The organism is Brevundimonas sp. (assembly GCF_018608325.1).
In the GTDB taxonomy this organism is placed as follows: Bacteria; Pseudomonadota; Alphaproteobacteria; order Caulobacterales; family Caulobacteraceae; genus Brevundimonas.
In genome coordinates, this window is the sequence record NZ_JABAZW010000129.1 from 1 (window position 1) to 15,498 (window position 15,498).

At 62.3% G+C, this 15,498-nt stretch carries 19 protein-coding genes, 2 tRNA genes and 1 other RNA gene; 13 read left to right on the forward strand and 9 right to left on the reverse strand.

The window, feature by feature from the left end; translation table 11 throughout:
* Both QZ281_RS12405 and QZ281_RS12410 read right to left on the reverse strand, forming a co-directional pair.
* A partial coding sequence (locus QZ281_RS12405) for a potassium-transporting ATPase subunit KdpA (RefSeq protein WP_292228810.1) occupies positions 1–607 on the reverse strand: 607 nt, incomplete at its 3' end.
* Positions 608–621: 14 nt separating this feature from the next.
* Entirely contained in the window at positions 622–708 is an 87-nt protein-coding gene (locus tag QZ281_RS12410; protein WP_236261045.1) for a potassium-transporting ATPase subunit F, read from the reverse strand.
* 274 nt (positions 709–982) lie between these two features.
* On the opposite strand from QZ281_RS12410, the gene QZ281_RS12415 reads away from it, so the two are divergent.
* The gene (locus tag QZ281_RS12415; protein ID WP_292228813.1) at positions 983–1,117 is read left to right on the forward strand and encodes a hypothetical protein; all 135 of its coding nucleotides are present in this window, start codon (positions 983–985) and stop codon (positions 1,115–1,117) included.
* Positions 1,118–1,577: 460 nt separating this feature from the next.
* Here QZ281_RS12415 and QZ281_RS12420 read toward each other — a convergent pair.
* Positions 1,578–1,651, reverse strand: a tRNA-Gln gene (locus QZ281_RS12420).
* A 198-nt stretch (positions 1,652–1,849) separates the two neighbouring features.
* Here QZ281_RS12420 and QZ281_RS12425 point away from each other — a divergent pair.
* Positions 1,850–1,926: transfer RNA gene (locus QZ281_RS12425), tRNA-Pro, on the forward strand.
* Between the two features lie 52 nt (positions 1,927–1,978).
* On the opposite strand, the gene ilvC is transcribed toward QZ281_RS12425, so the two are convergent.
* Positions 1,979–2,998 (reverse strand): ketol-acid reductoisomerase, encoded by a 1,020-nt coding sequence (gene ilvC, locus QZ281_RS12430; RefSeq protein ID WP_292228814.1) that lies wholly within the window; start codon positions 2,996–2,998, stop codon positions 1,979–1,981.
* On the opposite strand from ilvC, the gene QZ281_RS12435 reads away from it, so the two are divergent.
* From QZ281_RS12435 to QZ281_RS12455, 5 genes are all read left to right on the forward strand, one after another.
* On the forward strand, positions 2,997–3,539 hold the full coding sequence (locus QZ281_RS12435) for a DUF924 family protein (protein ID WP_292228816.1): 543 nt from the start codon (positions 2,997–2,999) through the stop codon (positions 3,537–3,539). The genes ilvC and QZ281_RS12435 overlap by 2 nt on opposite strands.
* Positions 3,540–3,618: 79 nt before the next feature.
* A complete protein-coding gene (locus QZ281_RS12440; RefSeq protein ID WP_292228818.1) occupies positions 3,619–4,935 on the forward strand; it encodes a hypothetical protein in 1,317 nt (438 codons plus the stop codon).
* Positions 4,936–5,082: 147 nt separating this feature from the next.
* The gene (locus QZ281_RS12445; RefSeq protein ID WP_292228820.1) at positions 5,083–5,940 is read left to right on the forward strand and encodes a thymidylate synthase; all 858 of its coding nucleotides are present in this window, start codon (positions 5,083–5,085) and stop codon (positions 5,938–5,940) included.
* Positions 5,940–6,239, forward strand: coding sequence for a phosphoribosyl-ATP pyrophosphohydrolase (locus QZ281_RS12450; protein WP_292228822.1), 300 nt, complete (start codon positions 5,940–5,942; stop codon positions 6,237–6,239). Before QZ281_RS12445 ends, QZ281_RS12450 begins: the two co-directional genes overlap by 1 nt.
* 80 nt (positions 6,240–6,319) lie before the next feature.
* The gene (locus QZ281_RS12455) at positions 6,320–6,991 is read left to right on the forward strand and encodes an aquaporin (protein ID WP_292228824.1); all 672 of its coding nucleotides are present in this window, start codon (positions 6,320–6,322) and stop codon (positions 6,989–6,991) included.
* 43 nt (positions 6,992–7,034) lie between these two features.
* Here the strand turns inward: QZ281_RS12455 and QZ281_RS12460 are convergent, their stop codons facing one another.
* The gene (locus QZ281_RS12460) at positions 7,035–7,619 is read right to left on the reverse strand and encodes a hypothetical protein (RefSeq protein ID WP_292228826.1); all 585 of its coding nucleotides are present in this window, start codon (positions 7,617–7,619) and stop codon (positions 7,035–7,037) included.
* Between the two features lie 57 nt (positions 7,620–7,676).
* Between QZ281_RS12460 and QZ281_RS12465 the strand changes: the two genes are divergently transcribed.
* Together QZ281_RS12465 and QZ281_RS12470 are read left to right on the forward strand one after the other, a co-directional pair.
* Complete coding sequence (locus QZ281_RS12465) at positions 7,677–8,204, forward strand: dihydrofolate reductase (protein ID WP_292228828.1); 528 nt, start codon at positions 7,677–7,679, stop codon at positions 8,202–8,204.
* Between the two features lie 9 nt (positions 8,205–8,213).
* Positions 8,214–8,534 (forward strand): YbjQ family protein, encoded by a 321-nt coding sequence (locus QZ281_RS12470; RefSeq protein ID WP_201100959.1) that lies wholly within the window; start codon positions 8,214–8,216, stop codon positions 8,532–8,534.
* Positions 8,535–8,558: 24 nt separating this feature from the next.
* Here QZ281_RS12470 and QZ281_RS12475 read toward each other — a convergent pair whose 3' ends face one another.
* Positions 8,559–9,656, reverse strand: a complete 1,098-nt coding sequence (locus QZ281_RS12475; protein WP_292228830.1) for an NADH:flavin oxidoreductase — start codon at positions 9,654–9,656, stop codon at positions 8,559–8,561.
* A gap of 81 nt (positions 9,657–9,737) precedes the next feature.
* Complete coding sequence (locus tag QZ281_RS12480; protein WP_292228832.1) at positions 9,738–10,820, reverse strand: Mrp/NBP35 family ATP-binding protein; 1,083 nt, start codon at positions 10,818–10,820, stop codon at positions 9,738–9,740.
* 84 nt (positions 10,821–10,904) lie between these two features.
* Here QZ281_RS12480 and miaA point away from each other — a divergent pair, with 84 nt between their 5' ends.
* From miaA to QZ281_RS12495, 3 genes are all read left to right on the forward strand, one after another.
* Complete coding sequence (gene miaA / locus QZ281_RS12485; RefSeq protein ID WP_292228834.1) at positions 10,905–11,777, forward strand: tRNA (adenosine(37)-N6)-dimethylallyltransferase MiaA; 873 nt, start codon at positions 10,905–10,907, stop codon at positions 11,775–11,777.
* A gap of 484 nt (positions 11,778–12,261) precedes the next feature.
* Positions 12,262–12,631, forward strand: a transfer-messenger RNA (tmRNA) gene (ssrA, locus tag QZ281_RS12490).
* A 111-nt stretch (positions 12,632–12,742) separates the two neighbouring features.
* Positions 12,743–13,216: a ClpXP protease specificity-enhancing factor SspB gene (locus QZ281_RS12495; protein WP_292228836.1), complete on the forward strand. Its 474-nt coding sequence runs from the start codon at positions 12,743–12,745 to the stop codon at positions 13,214–13,216.
* Between the two features lie 3 nt (positions 13,217–13,219).
* Here the strand turns inward: QZ281_RS12495 and QZ281_RS12500 are convergent, their stop codons facing one another.
* Positions 13,220–13,588 carry a RusA family crossover junction endodeoxyribonuclease gene (locus tag QZ281_RS12500; protein ID WP_292228838.1) on the reverse strand — a complete coding sequence of 123 codons (369 nt, stop codon included), beginning with the start codon at positions 13,586–13,588 and terminating at the stop codon, positions 13,220–13,222.
* Between the two features lie 59 nt (positions 13,589–13,647).
* Here QZ281_RS12500 and fumC point away from each other — a divergent pair, with 59 nt between their 5' ends.
* Entirely contained in the window at positions 13,648–15,039 is a 1,392-nt protein-coding gene (fumC, locus tag QZ281_RS12505) for a class II fumarate hydratase (protein WP_292228841.1), read from the forward strand.
* Positions 15,040–15,111: 72 nt separating this feature from the next.
* Here fumC and QZ281_RS12510 read toward each other — a convergent pair whose 3' ends face one another.
* Positions 15,112–15,498, reverse strand: coding sequence for a YccF domain-containing protein (locus QZ281_RS12510; protein WP_292228843.1), 387 nt, complete (start codon positions 15,496–15,498; stop codon positions 15,112–15,114).

The following is a 15,498-nucleotide window of genomic DNA, read 5'->3' on the forward strand; positions in this document are numbered from 1 at the left end:
CCAGCGACTGAACGACGCCCAGGCCAGCCAGGGCAACGGCGACGACGAAGGAGATGGGCAACAGAACATACAGGCTGGTGCGCGTGAGATCGGCCCAGAAGTTGCCGACGCCCTTGCCACGATCTGCGATGAAGGCGCGTGCAAGCGCTGCTGCAATCGTCGCTCCTGTGGCGGCCGAAACAAAGTTCTGAACCGTCAGGCCGACCATCTGGCTGAAGGTGGATAGGGCGGTTTCACCACTGTAACTTTGCCAGTTTGTGTTGGTGACAAAGCTGACGGCGGTGTTGAACGCCAGGTGTGGGCTTACCCCCCCGAACCCCTGAGGGTTCATCGGCAGAACGCCTTGCAGGCGCAGCATCGTGTACAAAACCAGGAAGCCGACGAGGTTGAACGCCAGCAGCGCGCCCACATAACTCAGCCAACCCTGGCTGCGTTTCTCATCGACCCCGGCGGCGCGATAAAAGATGCCTTCAACCGGCTTCAGCACCGGGTCCAGCCAGGTGCGTTCGCCGTTCCAGACACGCGACATATAGACCCCGATCGGCCAGGCCAGCAGGACCGACAGACCTAGGGTCAGGGCGATTTCCGCCCATCCTTGAATATTCATGATGGCGGCTCCGCTCAGAACCGCTCGGGCCGCAGCAGGGCCGCGACCATATAGCCGGCGATAACGAGGGCGCCCGCACCCCACAGGATGTTCAGCAACATCGTCACATCCTGTTCATTGCAGCAGCGAAAGCGGCGAACGCCAGAAAGGCCCCGCCGCCAATCGCCAGAAAGATCACATCGGCCATGCCGAAAGCCTCCAGCTTAGTTGGTGCTGGAACAGACGCCTGAACGGCGTAAGCGGGCGATGCGGAATCAGCGCCCGTACATAAGGCGCGCGTAAAGAGCCCCTTATGTTCGCCTTACGCCCGGACCGTGGAATGGCATCGCCCGCTTACGGGCGATCAGGCTTTCATCGTGACGAAAGGAGCTCTTCATGAGCCGATCCAGCCTGTTGCAACACTCCCTGACCGCCAAACCTGCTGCACAGGATATCTGGCGAATGACCATGGCCCTGGTCGGCTTCGCCTTCGGCGTTCGCCCCGTCAAATGGCAGGATCGCGAACAATGATGAGCGGCTTTGTCGACGGCCACACTGCAACTCCGTCCAGCCCCCGCCGATACCGCGTCGTCGCAGTAATCGACGGCTGGTGCGTCACGCTGGGCGAGCACGGACATTCCCGTTCAAACTCCGCCAACAGGCCGAACGCGTCGCCACCACGCTTCAGAAGCAGGCCGATGCCTTGCGAGGTGACGCGCACACCGCTTCGCATCCAGCCATAACGAAAGTTCTCTAGCGATCTCAACTGGCGTCTTGCCCGGCCTGCCGCTCGACGATGTGGCGACGATACTGGGCTGGGAGTTGAAGCGGGTGAAGGAGATCGCCCGACGTTACGTCACAGGCGAATCTATCGGGTTGGGCATGATCGCCAGGCTCCGGGAAACCCAGAACAGAACGGCAACGGTAAAGCCCAGTGTAAAACCCACCTCCCTCAGGAGGGGTGGAAAACGCTCAAGCCCTTACAGGGCGGTGGCTGGGGAACTAGGACTCGAACCTAGAATGACGGTACCAAAAACCGGAGTGTTACCATTACACCATTCCCCAGCAGGTCCGGCGTTTCCGCCACGTCTCTGCGGCGGAGGCGGTCAGATAGGCCAAACCGTTTTGGGATGCAACACCCTCTTTCAAGACAATTTTCGTCGTCCGAAAAAAGGGTGAAATGGGCGCTTGCGGCGTTGGAATCTCATGGCTATAAGCCGCGTCCTCACTTCGGGGCGACGCCGCAAGGCCCGTCCCCACGGTCGGAGTGTGGCTCAGCCTGGTAGAGCACTGCGTTCGGGACGCAGGGGTCGGAGGTTCGAATCCTCTCACTCCGACCATCTTCTCTTCATTTAAATCAATACGTTAAGCCCACCCCTTCGGGGCCAGCTTTCATGCGTCATTCGCCGCCTTGGCGACCAGATTCAGGTGCGCGCCAACCTGTTCGATAGTGCGCAGGCCCAGCGCCTTGCGGCGCGCCAGCAGGTCCGGCGACCCGGCGTCATAGTCGGCCATCAGACGTTTCACAAAGCCGCCGCCCTGCACCTCGGCCAGAACCTGATCCATCGCCGCCTGCGACGCTGGATTGATGATGCGCGGCCCGGTCAGATAGGCGCCGTACTCGGCCGTATTGGAAATCTTGGCGAAAGCGCCTGCGATTCCACGTTCGTACATCAGGTCGGTGACCAGCTTGGTTTCATAGAAACATTCGAACCAGGCGACTTCGGGCGGATAACCGGCGTCCACCAGCTTCATGAACGCCGAATCGATCAGCTCGGCGATTCCCCCGCACAGAACCACCTGTTCCCCGAACAGATCGCTCTCGCATTCGTCGCGCATGGTGGTCTCCAGAATCCCCTTTCGACCGCAGCCCAGCGCCGCCGCATAGGACAGGCCCAGCGCATGTGCGCCGCCCGTGGCGTCCTTATTCACGCCGAACAGGCAGAAGACGCCCTCCCCGGCTTCATAAAGGTCGCGGATGCGCGGCCCGATTCCCTTGGGCGAGGCCAGGATCACGTCCAGATCGGCGCGCGGTTTCACCAGTTCGAATCGCACCGACAGGCCGTGTGCAAAGACCAATGCCGCGCCAGGCTTGATGTTCGGCTCCAGTTCGTCGCGCCACAGGTCGCGGTGCGCCTCGTCCGAGGTCATCACCGCCACCACATCGGCGCCCACCGTCGCCTCGCTCGCCGTCATGACGACGAATCCGTCGGTCCGCGCCAGTTCCCGTGTCCTGGAATCGGCTTTCAACCCGACCACGATGTCGGAAACGCCGGAATCACGCAGGTTCAGCGCGTGGGTGCGCCCCTGGCTGCCGTAGCCGATCACGGCGACACGCTTGTTGCGTATGATCGACAGGTCGCAATCGCGGTCATGGAAGACGGGCAGCGGATTGGGTAGGGTCTGGGTCATGACCGTTCTCATAACCCCATCCGCCGTCGTCGCCTTCTGGAAAGAAGCCGGTCCCGCCAAGTGGTTCGCCAAGGACGAGGCCTTCGACACCGTCTTCCGCGACAGCTGCCGCGCCGCCCACTGGACCGCCGCCCGGCGCGAACTGGACGACTGGATGCAGACAGCCGAGGGCGCGCTGGCCTTGCTGATCCTGCTGGACCAGTACCCGCGCAACAGCTTCCGTGGCACGGCGCACCAGTTCGCCACTGATCCTCTGGCCCTGATGTTCGCCAAACAGGCGGTCGAGCGCGGCTTCCATCTGCAGGTCGAGCCAGACCTCATGAACTTCCTGCTCCTGCCGTTCGAACACTCTGAACAGATCGAGGATCAGGACCGCTATATGGAACTGGTCACCGGCGACGCAGAGCTAGAGAAATGGGGCGGCGTCCACCGCGACATCATCGTCCGCTTCGGTCGCTTCCCGCACCGCAACGCCTGTCTGGGGCGCGAAACGACGCCGGGCGAGCAGGCGTTTCTTGACGAAGGCGGTTTCGGCGGCTGACAGCGACAAACTGAACGGTTGTTTTTTTAGAACAACAAAGCTAAATCCCGCCGTTTTTTGACAACTGTTCGCTGGAATCATGCCACATTTTGTTCGCGGCCTGAGCGCTGCCGTCGCGCTGACACTCACCTTCTCGACCGCAGCGGAGGCTCAAATTCTGGGCCGCCGGAACAACAATAGCGCGCCAGCGCCCGTCATCAACGAAACACCACGCTGCACCCAGAACCTGGGCACTGTGGCCATTGCCGAAACCCAAGGCGTCCTGTTCAGCCAGATGGGCATGGGAACGCCGACTGAACTGCTGCGCACCGTCATTAGGGAATCGGGCTGCTTCACCCTTATCGAACGTGGCCCCGGCCTTGATGTCGTCGAGCGCGAACGCAGCCTGAGCGGAGCAGCACGCGCGCGCACCGCTGATTTTGTTCTGGTTGCCGAACTAGCCAACCCGATCGACGCCGCTACGGAAGAGCGTCGCTCGGGAATGCTGCGAGGCCTGGCCGCAACGGGTGGCCGCGCCCTTCTTAATGCCGGCGTCGCAGCAGCAGCCGGCAGCCTGACCGGCGACTCTGGCATGGGCGGGTTCGGAGGCCTGGGCGGTCTTGGAGGTTTGGGCGGTCAAACCGGCCTTAACCCCATGCAGATGCAGGCCCTGAACATGGCCGCCAACGCCGCATCCGGCGTGGTCGGTCAGGGCGGCCAACAGCAGCAACAGCAAGCGCAACAACTGAACGCCAGCACCGCAAACCGCATCCGCGACATGAAGAAGGACATCGGGCGCGGTAAGGAAGACGCTCAGATAGTCTTCTCGCTGGCCAGCGTGCCTCTGGCGGAAACCGTCGGCCACTCGCGCGCAACGGCGAGCAAGGACGACGTCCGTCGCCTGCGCATCCGCGACAACCAGTTCGGCGGACGCGTCGGCGCGGGCTATGAGACTGAGGACGAAGGCAAGACCATCGCCCTGGCGCTGGTTCGCGGTTACGGCGATCTGGTGACCCAACTGGGCGGCATGGGCGCGACGACGCCGGAAGTCACGCGCGCCAACCGCGAAGCCATTCGCGCCGAGGCCGCCGAACGCGAAGCCGAAAACGCCCGTCAAGCCCAGGCTGCACGCCGCGAACAGGAACGCGCGGATCGTGAACGTGAAGCCGAACGCAACCGCATTCGCGACGAAGTCCGTCGTGAAGAAGACATGCGTCGCGCGGCGGCCCCCAGCCTTTCCAGCCGCCGCCTGCAACTGCCCGCCGTGTTGCGCACGGCGCCGGACGGCGCCCCCGTCCGGCCTCTGGCGGCTGACACCGTCGTCTTCCCCACCGGCAAGACCGAGGGCGCATGGATCGAGGTGCTGGACGCGGACGACAATATCGGCTGGCTGCAAGGCGAACGCCTCGCCAACTGATCCCACTCAAAAGCCCGTCGAGAAATCGGCGGGCTTTTTCGTTCGCAACGCTGGAATGGCGAAGGATGATTCGCTTTCCTGTGGACGCTGCCCGGGCGGTCACCGGATTTGAATTTCGAATCACGCAATCTGAGGCAAGCTTCCCGCATGAACGCTCAGGTCGCCCCCGCTGAACTTCAGGCTCGCACGGACGCTGCGCCGACGGATCATCCCGAGTGGCAGTATCTGAATCTGCTGCGCGACATTCTCGAAAACGGCGTGCGGCGTGATGATCGCACCGGCACCGGCACTCTGGGCGTTTTCGGGCGTCAGATCCGCTTTGATCTGGCCAAGGGCTTCCCCGTCCTGACGACAAAGAAGCTGCATCTGCGTTCGATCATCATCGAACTGCTGTGGTTCCTGCGCGGCGAGACGAACATCGGCTGGCTCAAGGAAAACGGGGTCCGCATCTGGGATGAATGGGCCGATGCCGAGGGCGAACTTGGCCCCGTCTATGGCAAGCAGTGGCGCTCATGGACCGCGCCGGACGGCCGCGTCATCGACCAGATCGAAAAACTGGTTCACGGTCTCAAGACCAATCCGAACGGCCGCCGTCACATCGTCAGCGCCTGGAACCCGGCGGACGTGGATGACATGGCCCTGCCGCCCTGCCACTGCCTGTTCCAGTTCTTCGTCGCAGACGGAAAACTCAGCTGCCAGCTGTATCAGCGCAGCGCCGACATCTTCCTGGGCGTGCCGTTCAACATCGCCTCCTACGCTCTGCTGACCCTGATGGTCGCCCAGGTCGTGGGTCTGGAGCCGGGCGAGTTCGTCCACACCTTCGGTGACGCCCACCTGTATCTGAACCATCTGGAACAGGCCGAGCTTCAACTGACGCGCGAGCCCCTGCCCCTGCCGACCATGAGCCTGTCGCCCAAGGCCGACCTGTTCGCCTACGAACTGGCCGACTTCACCCTGAACGACTATCAGGCCTGGCCGCACATCAAGGCAGTCGTCGCAGTCTGATGGATTTGAAGGCCCTGCAGGCGGATGTCCTGCGCATTTCCGACATCTACGCGGCTGAACACAGCATCGACCGTGACCGCGACTGGGCGCTGCTGAAGCTGCAGGAGGAACTGGGCGAACTGACCGCCGAGCATCTGCGTCTGTCCAGCCGAGCGCGCGGTGCGCCGGATCCTCAGGCTCTGGGTGACGAGGCGGCGGATGTGCTGGGCATGCTGCTGATCTACTGCGCCAGAGCGGGAATCGATCTGGATCAGGCGATGCAGCGAAAATGGCTCAAGTGGTTGGAACACAAGTCGTAACGATGTGTGGTCAACCGAGGGTTTTCAGAGCACCCTCTGCTCATCCGCGATGGTGCGGGTGAAGAACGGGGGAAACTCTCATGTTGAAGAAGTTCACGGCCGAATTGGTCGGAACCGCAGTTCTCGTGCTTTTCGGTTGCGGCGCCGCCGTCCTGGGCGGTTTTGACCATGTCGGTCAGTTGGGCATCGCCCTGGCGTTCGGCTTCGCCATCATCGCCATGGCTTACGGCATCGGGCCGATCTCGGGTTGCCACGTCAATCCGGCAGTCAGTCTGGGCGCCTTCGTCGCCGGACGGATCAGCGCCAAGGACATGCTGGTCTATTGGGTCGCCCAATTCATCGGCGCTGTCATCGGTGCGGCCATCCTTGGCCTGATCGCCAAGACCGGCTTCGCCAACCTGGGCCAGAACGGCTTCGACGCCGGATCACCCGGCGGTTACGGTCTTCACGCGGCCCTGATCTTTGAAATCGTTGCAACAGCCATCTTCGTCATCGCCATTCTGGGCGTGACCGGCGCCAAGGGGCATGGCGCCTTCGCCGGCGTCTCCATCGGCATCACCCTGGCGGTGATCCACATCGTCGGCATTCAGGTGACCGGCGTATCCGTCAACCCGGCGCGCAGCTTCGGTCCCGCTGTTCTGGCGGGCGGCCAGGCCCTGTCTCAGGTCTGGGTCTTCTTCGTCGCCCCGGCCATCGGCGCCGTCATCGGCGCGGCCTTCTTCCGCCTAAAACTGCTCGAACCCGACGCCTGATGCGTCAAAGTCGGGGATGGCTTGTCGCCATCCCCGACCGCTTTCACGCCGCTGGCGCGATCATCGTCATCGGCGTCAGGCGCAAGGTCAGGGTGTCGCGGCTGTCGACCCGCTCAAGCAGGATGCGGTTCTTCAACGCCCCCATCGCCATCGTCGCCCGAAAGGCGATGATCTCGCCCGGCGCGGCGATGAAGCCCTCCAGCGTCGGCTTGTTCTGCTTGGCGGCCAGACCGCCGAAGGCCATCGAAATCTGATGCCCGCCCGGCTCGACGGAAACAGCGGTGAAGCGCGGACTTTTCAGCTGGGCGACAAACTGGTCGTCTACCAGCAGGTCCATGCCCGCCGCCATGCCCACAAAGCCTTCGCGAAAGACGATCAGCATCGCCTTTCCAGGCTCAGGGCGGAAATCCAGCACAGCCTGTTTCTGCTCCGCCGTCGCTGCCTTTCCACGCTTCGTCCCGGCCAGATTGGCCATGATGTAGGCGGTGAATATGCCCAAGAAACCGCCAATGAACATTGGCGTCATACCGGGAGTCACCCCTGCGGATCTCAACAACATCGAGAATCCGGCCGACACCACGAAGGCGACAAGGAAACCGACGACGATGGCGGGGACGTACTTGCTCACAGACAGGCTCGCGTTCATTGAATGGCCTCCTCCAACGCACGGATACGGTGCCGGTTCTTGCCCCAGCCAAAGATTTCCCTCGTCGTCGCTCGTGGACGAAACAACGTCATCGGCCGTGACGGCGACCTGCCCTGGCGGCTGCGTTCGGACCTTCAACGCTTCAAGGCCATCACGGTCGGGAAGCCGTGCCTGATGGGTCGCAAGACTTGGGAAAGCCTGCCGCTCAAGCCCCTGCCCGGTCGCTTGAACATCGTGCTGACCAAGGACGAATCCTACGAACCTGACGGCATGGCCAAGGGCGCGCTGGTCTGCTTCACCCTGGACGAGGCCATCGAGATCGCCCGCGAGACGGCGCAAGAAGACGGCGTCGATGAAATCTGCATCATCGGCGGTACCGCCCTGTTCGAAGCCGCCCTGCCCCGCGCCAAACGGCTCTACATCACCGAGGTGGACGCCAGCCCGGAAGGCGACGCCGTATTTCCGCCGTTTGATCAGACAGACTGGATTGAGACATCGTCCGAATCCCGCCCGGCGGGTGAAAAGGACGATCACGCCTTCACCTTCCGCGTTCTTGACCGCCGCTAGGAGACTTTCATGTACGTCACCACCACCAACGACCTGCCCGGCTTCCGCGTCACCCGTCATATCGGCCTGGTGCGCGGCGTGACGGTGCGTTCGCGCAACGCCATTTCCGACGCCATCGGCGGGGTCCAGTCGATGCTGGGCGGGCGCGTCGGCGCCTATGTAAAACTGGCCGAGGCCGGTCGTCAGGAAGCCTATGACGAACTGGTCAAACACGCCGAAGCGCATGGCGCCAACGCCATCATCGCCGTGCGCTATGACGCCACCGAGATCATGCCGGGCGTGACCGAAGTCTTGTGCTACGGCACGGGCGTGATCGTCGAACCGGTCTGACCAGACCGGCTCGACGCCGCTGGCTTACGACAGTGTCGCAAGCGCCTCACGTTCAAAGTTCTGCAGTTCGCTGGTGCGGCCGTCCCTGATCTTGTTGACCCATTGCGGGTCAGCCAGCAGGGCGCGGCCCACGGCGACCAGATCAAACTCTTCGTTTTCCAGACGACGGATCAAGCCATCCAGCGATGCAGGGCGCGAGCCTTCACCGCCGAAGGCTGCAATGAACTCACCGTCCAGGCCGACTGATCCAACCGTGATCGTCGGCTTACCGATCAGTTTCTTGGCCCAGCCCGCGAAGTTCAGGTCCGAACCTTCGAACTCCGGCTCCCAGAAGCGGCGCTGCGAGCAGTGGAAGACATCGACGCCCGCATCGGACAGGGGCGTCAGCCATTCGGCTAGCTGGTCCGGCGTTTCGGCGATACGCGCCGCATAGTCCTGCTGTTTCCACTGCGACAGGCGCAGGATGACGGGGATATCGTCGCCTACGCCCTCGCGGATCGCCTTGACCACTTCGACGCCGAACCGGTTGCGGTCTGCAATGGTCGGTCCGCCCCAGCGGTCTTCACGCGCATTCAGCCCGCCCCAGAAGAACTGGTCAATCAGATAGCCGTGGGCGCCGTGGATCTCGACGGCGTCAAAGCCGATTTCCCTGGCCGCCCGCGCTGATTTTCCGAAGGCGGCGATGGTGTCGGCCACGTCCTCATCGGTCATCGGCTCGTACTTGGCCTTGCCTGGTAGGGTGAAACCCGAGGGGCTGTCCACCTTGCCTAGCGGCGCCCATTCCGCGCCCTGACCACGGGCCGAACCGACGTGCCAGATCTGCGGCGCGATCAGACCGCCCGCAGCGTGGACCTCATCCACGACTGACTTCCATTCGGGCAGCGCGTCGCCGTGGAAGACCGGCACATTGACGTCATTACGGGCCGCAGGCCGTTCGATCACCGTGCCTTCGGTGACGATCAGGCCCACGCCGCCTTCAGCGCGACGGCGATAATAGCCCGCGACGTCCGATGTCGGGATGCCGTTGGGAGAGAATGACCGGGTCATGGGGGCCATGACGATCCGGTTGGGCAGGGTCAGGTTCTTGATCTTGAACGGCTGGAAAAGGGCGTCGACGCTCATAAAGCGCTCCATTGGCGATTGGTAATGGCCAAGGTGGCGATTAGGGTTGCGTTTGAAAACCCTTTCGACCGACTATTTTTCCTAAAGGTTCAGACCGGAAATTACGCGCTCGGCAATGGTTGCGAACCGGACTGCTATCTCCCCATCTGGATCGACCGCAACAACTGGACGACCCGCGTCTCCGCCTTCCCTCAGCGCCGCATCCAACGGCAGATCGCCCAGGAACGGGATCGACAGGCGTTCTGCTTCAGCCTTCGCGCCCCCCTGACCGAATACTGAGCCACTCATGTTCTCGATCAGGCCCAGTGTCGGCACATTGACCCGCTGGAATAGGGTGTGAGCCCGGCGAGCATCCGCCAGCGCCACTTCCTGCGGGGTCGAAACGATGACCGCGCCGTCCAGCGGCGTCTTCTGGATCAGGGTCAGTTGCACGTCGCCAGTGCCGGGCGGCAGGTCGACCACCAGAACATCCAGCGGCGCCTCTGCCGTGCTCCAGCGCGTCTGGGTCAGCATCTGGGTGATGGCCTGCGACGCCATCGGCCCGCGCCAGATCATTGCGTCGTCCATCTTGGTCAGCAAACCAACGGACATGGCCTTCAACCCATGGGCGACGTGCGGAACAATGGCGCCATCCTCATAGGCCGGCTGGCCGCTGATCCCCAACATGGTCGGCAGCGACGGCCCATAGACGTCGGCGTCCAGTACGCCGACCGACAGACCGCGCGCCGCTAGCGCCGCCGCCAGATTGACCGCAACAGTGGACTTACCCACACCGCCCTTGCCGCTGGCGACCGCCAGGACGCGTCGGACATGGGCCGGACGATCAATCGCGACCGGTGCCTTCGCGCGCGCCTGATCAACAGCGGCCTTGGACAAGCCAGCGGTACGCGGCGCCCCTGCGGGTTTGCTCAGTCCCGGCTTGGCCTCCGCCGTCAGTATGACCGACACCCGCGCCATACCGGGAATGGCTTTCAGCGCGGCTTCAGCCGCTTCACGAACGGGAGCGTAAGACGCGGCCTGACTGCGGTCGACCTCCAGCGCGAAACCGGCGCGATCCTCGGCAACCACTAGCCCCTGAACCAGTCCAGCAGCATAAAGCCCCTGCCCAGAAACCGGATCAATGACAGTGTCGAGGGCGGCGATGACGGCGGAACGTTCGACCAAGGCGGTCTCCCAAAATCAGACGGGCGCTTGCAGGCGATAAGCCGGGCGTTCTATCGCCGTCGGACACGACCTGCGAGCCTCCATTTGTCCCAACCACCATTAGTCACCCTGATCGCCGGCCCCACCGCCTCGGGCAAATCAGCTCTGGCGTTAAAGATGGCGCGTGAGACGGACGCTGTGATCATCAATGCTGACAGTCAGCAACTGTACGCCGACCTGCGCATCCTGACGGCCCGCCCATCGATCGAGGAAGAGGCGCAGGCCGATCACCGGCTGTATGGCGTGGCGGACGCGGCGGAGGCCTGGTCTGTCGGACACTGGAGCCGGGCCGTACTTGATATGGTGAAACCGCTCACCGTTGAGAGACGCCCAGTCATACTGGTTGGCGGAACCGGCCTATACTTCACGGCCCTGACTCGCGGATTGGCCGATATTCCGAACGTGCCCACCGAGGTCCGAGACCAGGTTGAGGCCGATTATCTGGCGCTCGGTGAAGCCGCCTTTCGCACCCGTCTGGCCGAGGTCGACTCTCCGGCGGCCCGCAGCATCGAACGGGGAGATCGACAGCGTTTGATCAGGGCGATGAGTGTTTACGCCGCCAGCGGCCACCCCCTAAGCCGGTGGCAGGCTCAAACGATGCCGCTGTTGTCACCGGACAATTGGACTAGCGTAGTGATAGAACCGGATCGTCGCGTCCTCTATGATAACTGCGACCGACGTGTGGACCAGATGATGGATCAAGGCGCGCTAAACGAGGTTCGAGCGCTTCTCTCTCGCAACCTGTCGCCCGCGCTTCCAGCGATGAAGGCGATCGGCGTTAGAGAGCTTGCCGCCTATGTCAGCAGCAATTTATCACGCAAACAAGCTGTCGAAGATCTAAAACAGGCGACGCGAAACTATGCGAAGCGGCAACTGACTTGGTTTCGCAATCAAACACGAGGCTGGCCACGTTCATAGAAATGAAAAATTACATTCATTCAAGAGCCCCCGCTCGAAACAAGATCGTCCAAAAAACCGCAACGCTAACTTTTTGGGAGCCGTTGGATTTTCAAAGCATCATTAAAAATCTAAGATTGTGGTCGTAGATCGGAGTCCTCACATGATTGCTTTAATCCTCGCCCTTACTCTGCAAGTGAACAACGGCGGCGCCCAGCCTCGCCCGGTCGAAATCGCACCAACAACACCCGTGTCTGCTGCCGCCCCGGGAGCGCTACCTGAGCCTCTTTCACCTGGAGATCGCTTGATTTGTCGCAGCGAACCCGTCCTTGGCACTAATCGTCGCCAGAGAGTCTGCATGACGGCCGCCCAAAGAGAGCGACTGCGTCATGACAGCCAGCAGTTCCGTGAGAGCCTCGACAATCCGTACAATCCGAACGTCGGACGCAGAGACGGTGGTGGTTAAGCAAGTTAAATTACGCCCATTTTTCAATCACGAATGACGAGACTTGCGACAAACGTCATTCGAACCTACATTTGGTCCGTCCGGTTTCGGCCGGACTATAGCGATAAACGCGCTTGTAATAAGCGGACCGGACCCGGGTGCGATTCCCGGCGGCTCCACCAACTTTCTCCCCGCGTTATCGGCGGAGGCAGCATGGGGCCGACTAGCATCGACGGACGTGTAAAGAGGATTGCTTTCGCTCGTCCTGGCCCACCGTATCGGGCCATTTTCTAACTGCGAACGATAACTTCGCTGGAGAAGTCGCTCTCGCCGCGTAATGCGGTTCGGGTGATTTCGAATCTTAAGTCCTAGGGGTTCAGATCCTTGGGCGGGGCCCGTCGGGGGGCCTGGCAACAGAACCCCCGGCACTTTCCAAGAATCTGATCCGTCTATCGCCATAAATCGCGACGGTTCACCTTAATGGTCTCTTTCGCACGAAGCCCGTCGCCGCTATCAGTCGCGCTCAGGTTATGAGGTGACGATGAGCGACCAAGCCCCTCCGGTCGATGAGATGCAGTACGAGCGTCTGGCGCACGAGGCCCTGCGGGGTGTCGTCCGGTCGGCGCTGGAACACGTGCTGGCCGAAGGTCTGCCCGGCGCGCATCACTTCTACATCACGTTCAAGACCCGCGCCTCTGGCGTCAGCGTTCCGCCCGACATCCTCGCCAAATATCCCGAGGAAATGACGGTGGTGCTGCAGCATCAATATGAAGACCTGACCGTCGACGCCGACCAGTTCTCGGTCAAGCTGCGTTTTGGCGGCCTGCCCAAGCATCTGGTCATGCCCTACTCGGCCATCACCCGCTTCTATGACCCGAGCGTGCAGTTCCTGCTTCAATTCGAAGAGCCGGAAATCGTTGAGCCGGTCGAGGAAGAGCCGACCCCGCCCAAGGACGTCCCCCCGATCTCGGACGGTCCGAAGGTCGTTTCGCTGGATCAGTTCCGCAAGAAATAGGCGTCAACGAACGCGTGGATAGGAGCGGATCGTGATCCGCTCCTTTTCGCCTTCATTGCGCTCGACCAACAACCGCGCGACCTGACTGTCGTCGTGGAACAGATAGCCCTTGATCGAATCCAGCAGAGCCTTGGCCAGGTTATCCAGGTCCATCCACGGCGGATCACCGACGTGCTCCATGCGGATTTCAACGACATGGTCCCCCCACGATGGGCGTGACGACCATTCCTTGCGCATGAACTCATAGACCAGCGGCTTGTAGTATTTGGCCTGGGTCGTCAGGCCGTCGATGACGATCTCGACGGCATCGCCATCTTCACGTGCACGGACCTTTCCGGTCCCGATCCAATCGCCGTTCGTCTTGCCCTGCATGACTCGCGTGCTACACCGCCGCGCAACCAATCGCCACGCCTGAGAGACGAGTCCCGCGCATGAGCAAAGTCCGCATCGAAACCGACACCTTCGGCCCCATCGAGGTCGCCGCCGATCGCTACTGGGGCGCCCAGGCGCAGAGGTCGCTGGGCAACTTCAAGATCGGCTGGGAGAAACAGCCCCTGCCGGTCGTGCGCGCACTGGGCATCGTCAAGCGCGCCGCCGCCGAGACCAATCGCGATCTGGGCAAGCTGGACGCCGGTCTGGCCGACGCCATCGTCAAGGCCGCCAACGAAGTCATCGAAGGCAAGCTGAACGACCACTTCCCGCTGGTCGTCTGGCAGACGGGTTCAGGCACCCAGTCGAACATGAACGCCAACGAGGTGATCTCGAACCGCGCGATCGAGATTCTGGGCGGCGAAATGGGCTCCAAGAAGCCTGTCCACCCCAACGACCACGTCAACATGAGCCAGTCGTCCAACGACACCTATCCCACGGCCATGCACGTCGCCTGCGCCGAACAGGTGGTCAACGACCTGCTGCCCGCGCTGAAGCACCTGCACGCCGCGCTGAAGGCCAAGTCGGACGCCTGGGCGCACATCATCAAGATCGGCCGCACCCACACGCAGGACGCCACCCCGCTGACGCTGGGTCAGGAGTTCGGCGGCTATGCGCAACAAGTCGAAAACGGCATCAAGCGCATAGAACAGACCCTGCCCGCCCTGATGGAGCTGGCGCAGGGCGGCACCGCCGTCGGCACCGGCCTGAACGCCCCCATCGGTTTCGCTGAAAAGGTCGCAGCCCAGATCGCAGAGATCACCGGCCTGCCCTTCACCACGGCGCCGAACAAGTTCGAGGCTCTGGCCGCGCACGACGCCATGGTCTTCAGCCACGGCGCGATCAACACGGTCGCCGCCTCGCTGTTCAAGATCGCCAACGACATCCGCTTCCTGGGCTCTGGCCCGCGTTCGGGCCTGGGCGAGCTGGCGTTGCCGGAGAACGAACCGGGTTCGTCGATCATGCCGGGCAAGGTCAACCCAACCCAGTGCGAAGCCCTGACCCAGGTCTGTGTCCAGGTGTTCGGCAACAACGCCGCCCTGACATTCGCCGGTTCGCAAGGCCACTTCGAACTGAACGTCTACAACCCGGTGATGGCCTACAACTTCCTGCAGTCCGTGCGCCTGATCGCTGATGCGTCCATCAGCTTCACCGACAACTGCGTCGTCGGCATCGAAGCCCGTGAGGACAATATCGCGCGCGGCCTGAACAACTCGCTGATGCTGGTCACCGCGCTGAACGGCAAGCTGGGCTATGACATCTGCGCCAAGATCGCCAAGACCGCGCACAAGAACGGCACCACCCTGCGTGAAGAGGCCGTCGGCGGCGGCTATCTGACCGACGCCGAGTTCGATGAAGCTGTCCGCCCCGAGAAGATGATCTCACCGGGCTGAGCCTCGACACCGACCACATAAGGAAACGGCCGGTTCTCGCAGGAGAGCCGGCCGTTTTCGTTTCTGCAGCGACTATCGCTTGTCGCGGATTGTGCGTCCGACCGGCGCCAGCGCCAGCTTGGCCAGTTCGAGGTGTTTGAGCGCGAACGGAATACCGATGATCGACACGAACTCAGCGACCGCAATCATCAGATGCGACAGGGCGATGTACCACCCTGCAAAGACGAACCAGAGGACGTTCAGGACGACACCCAGGCAGCCCGCCACCGGATGCGCCTCCTGCCAGACGACTTCACGGCCAAAGGGCCAGAACGAATAGCTGGCGATCCGCCACGCGGCGAAGGTCCAAGGCAGGCCGACAATGGTCAGGCCAAGGATCGCGCCGCCCAACAGCCACAGCAGACCGGACAGCCATCCTCCAAGGACAAACCACAGCAGATTCAGGATCAGACGGATCAA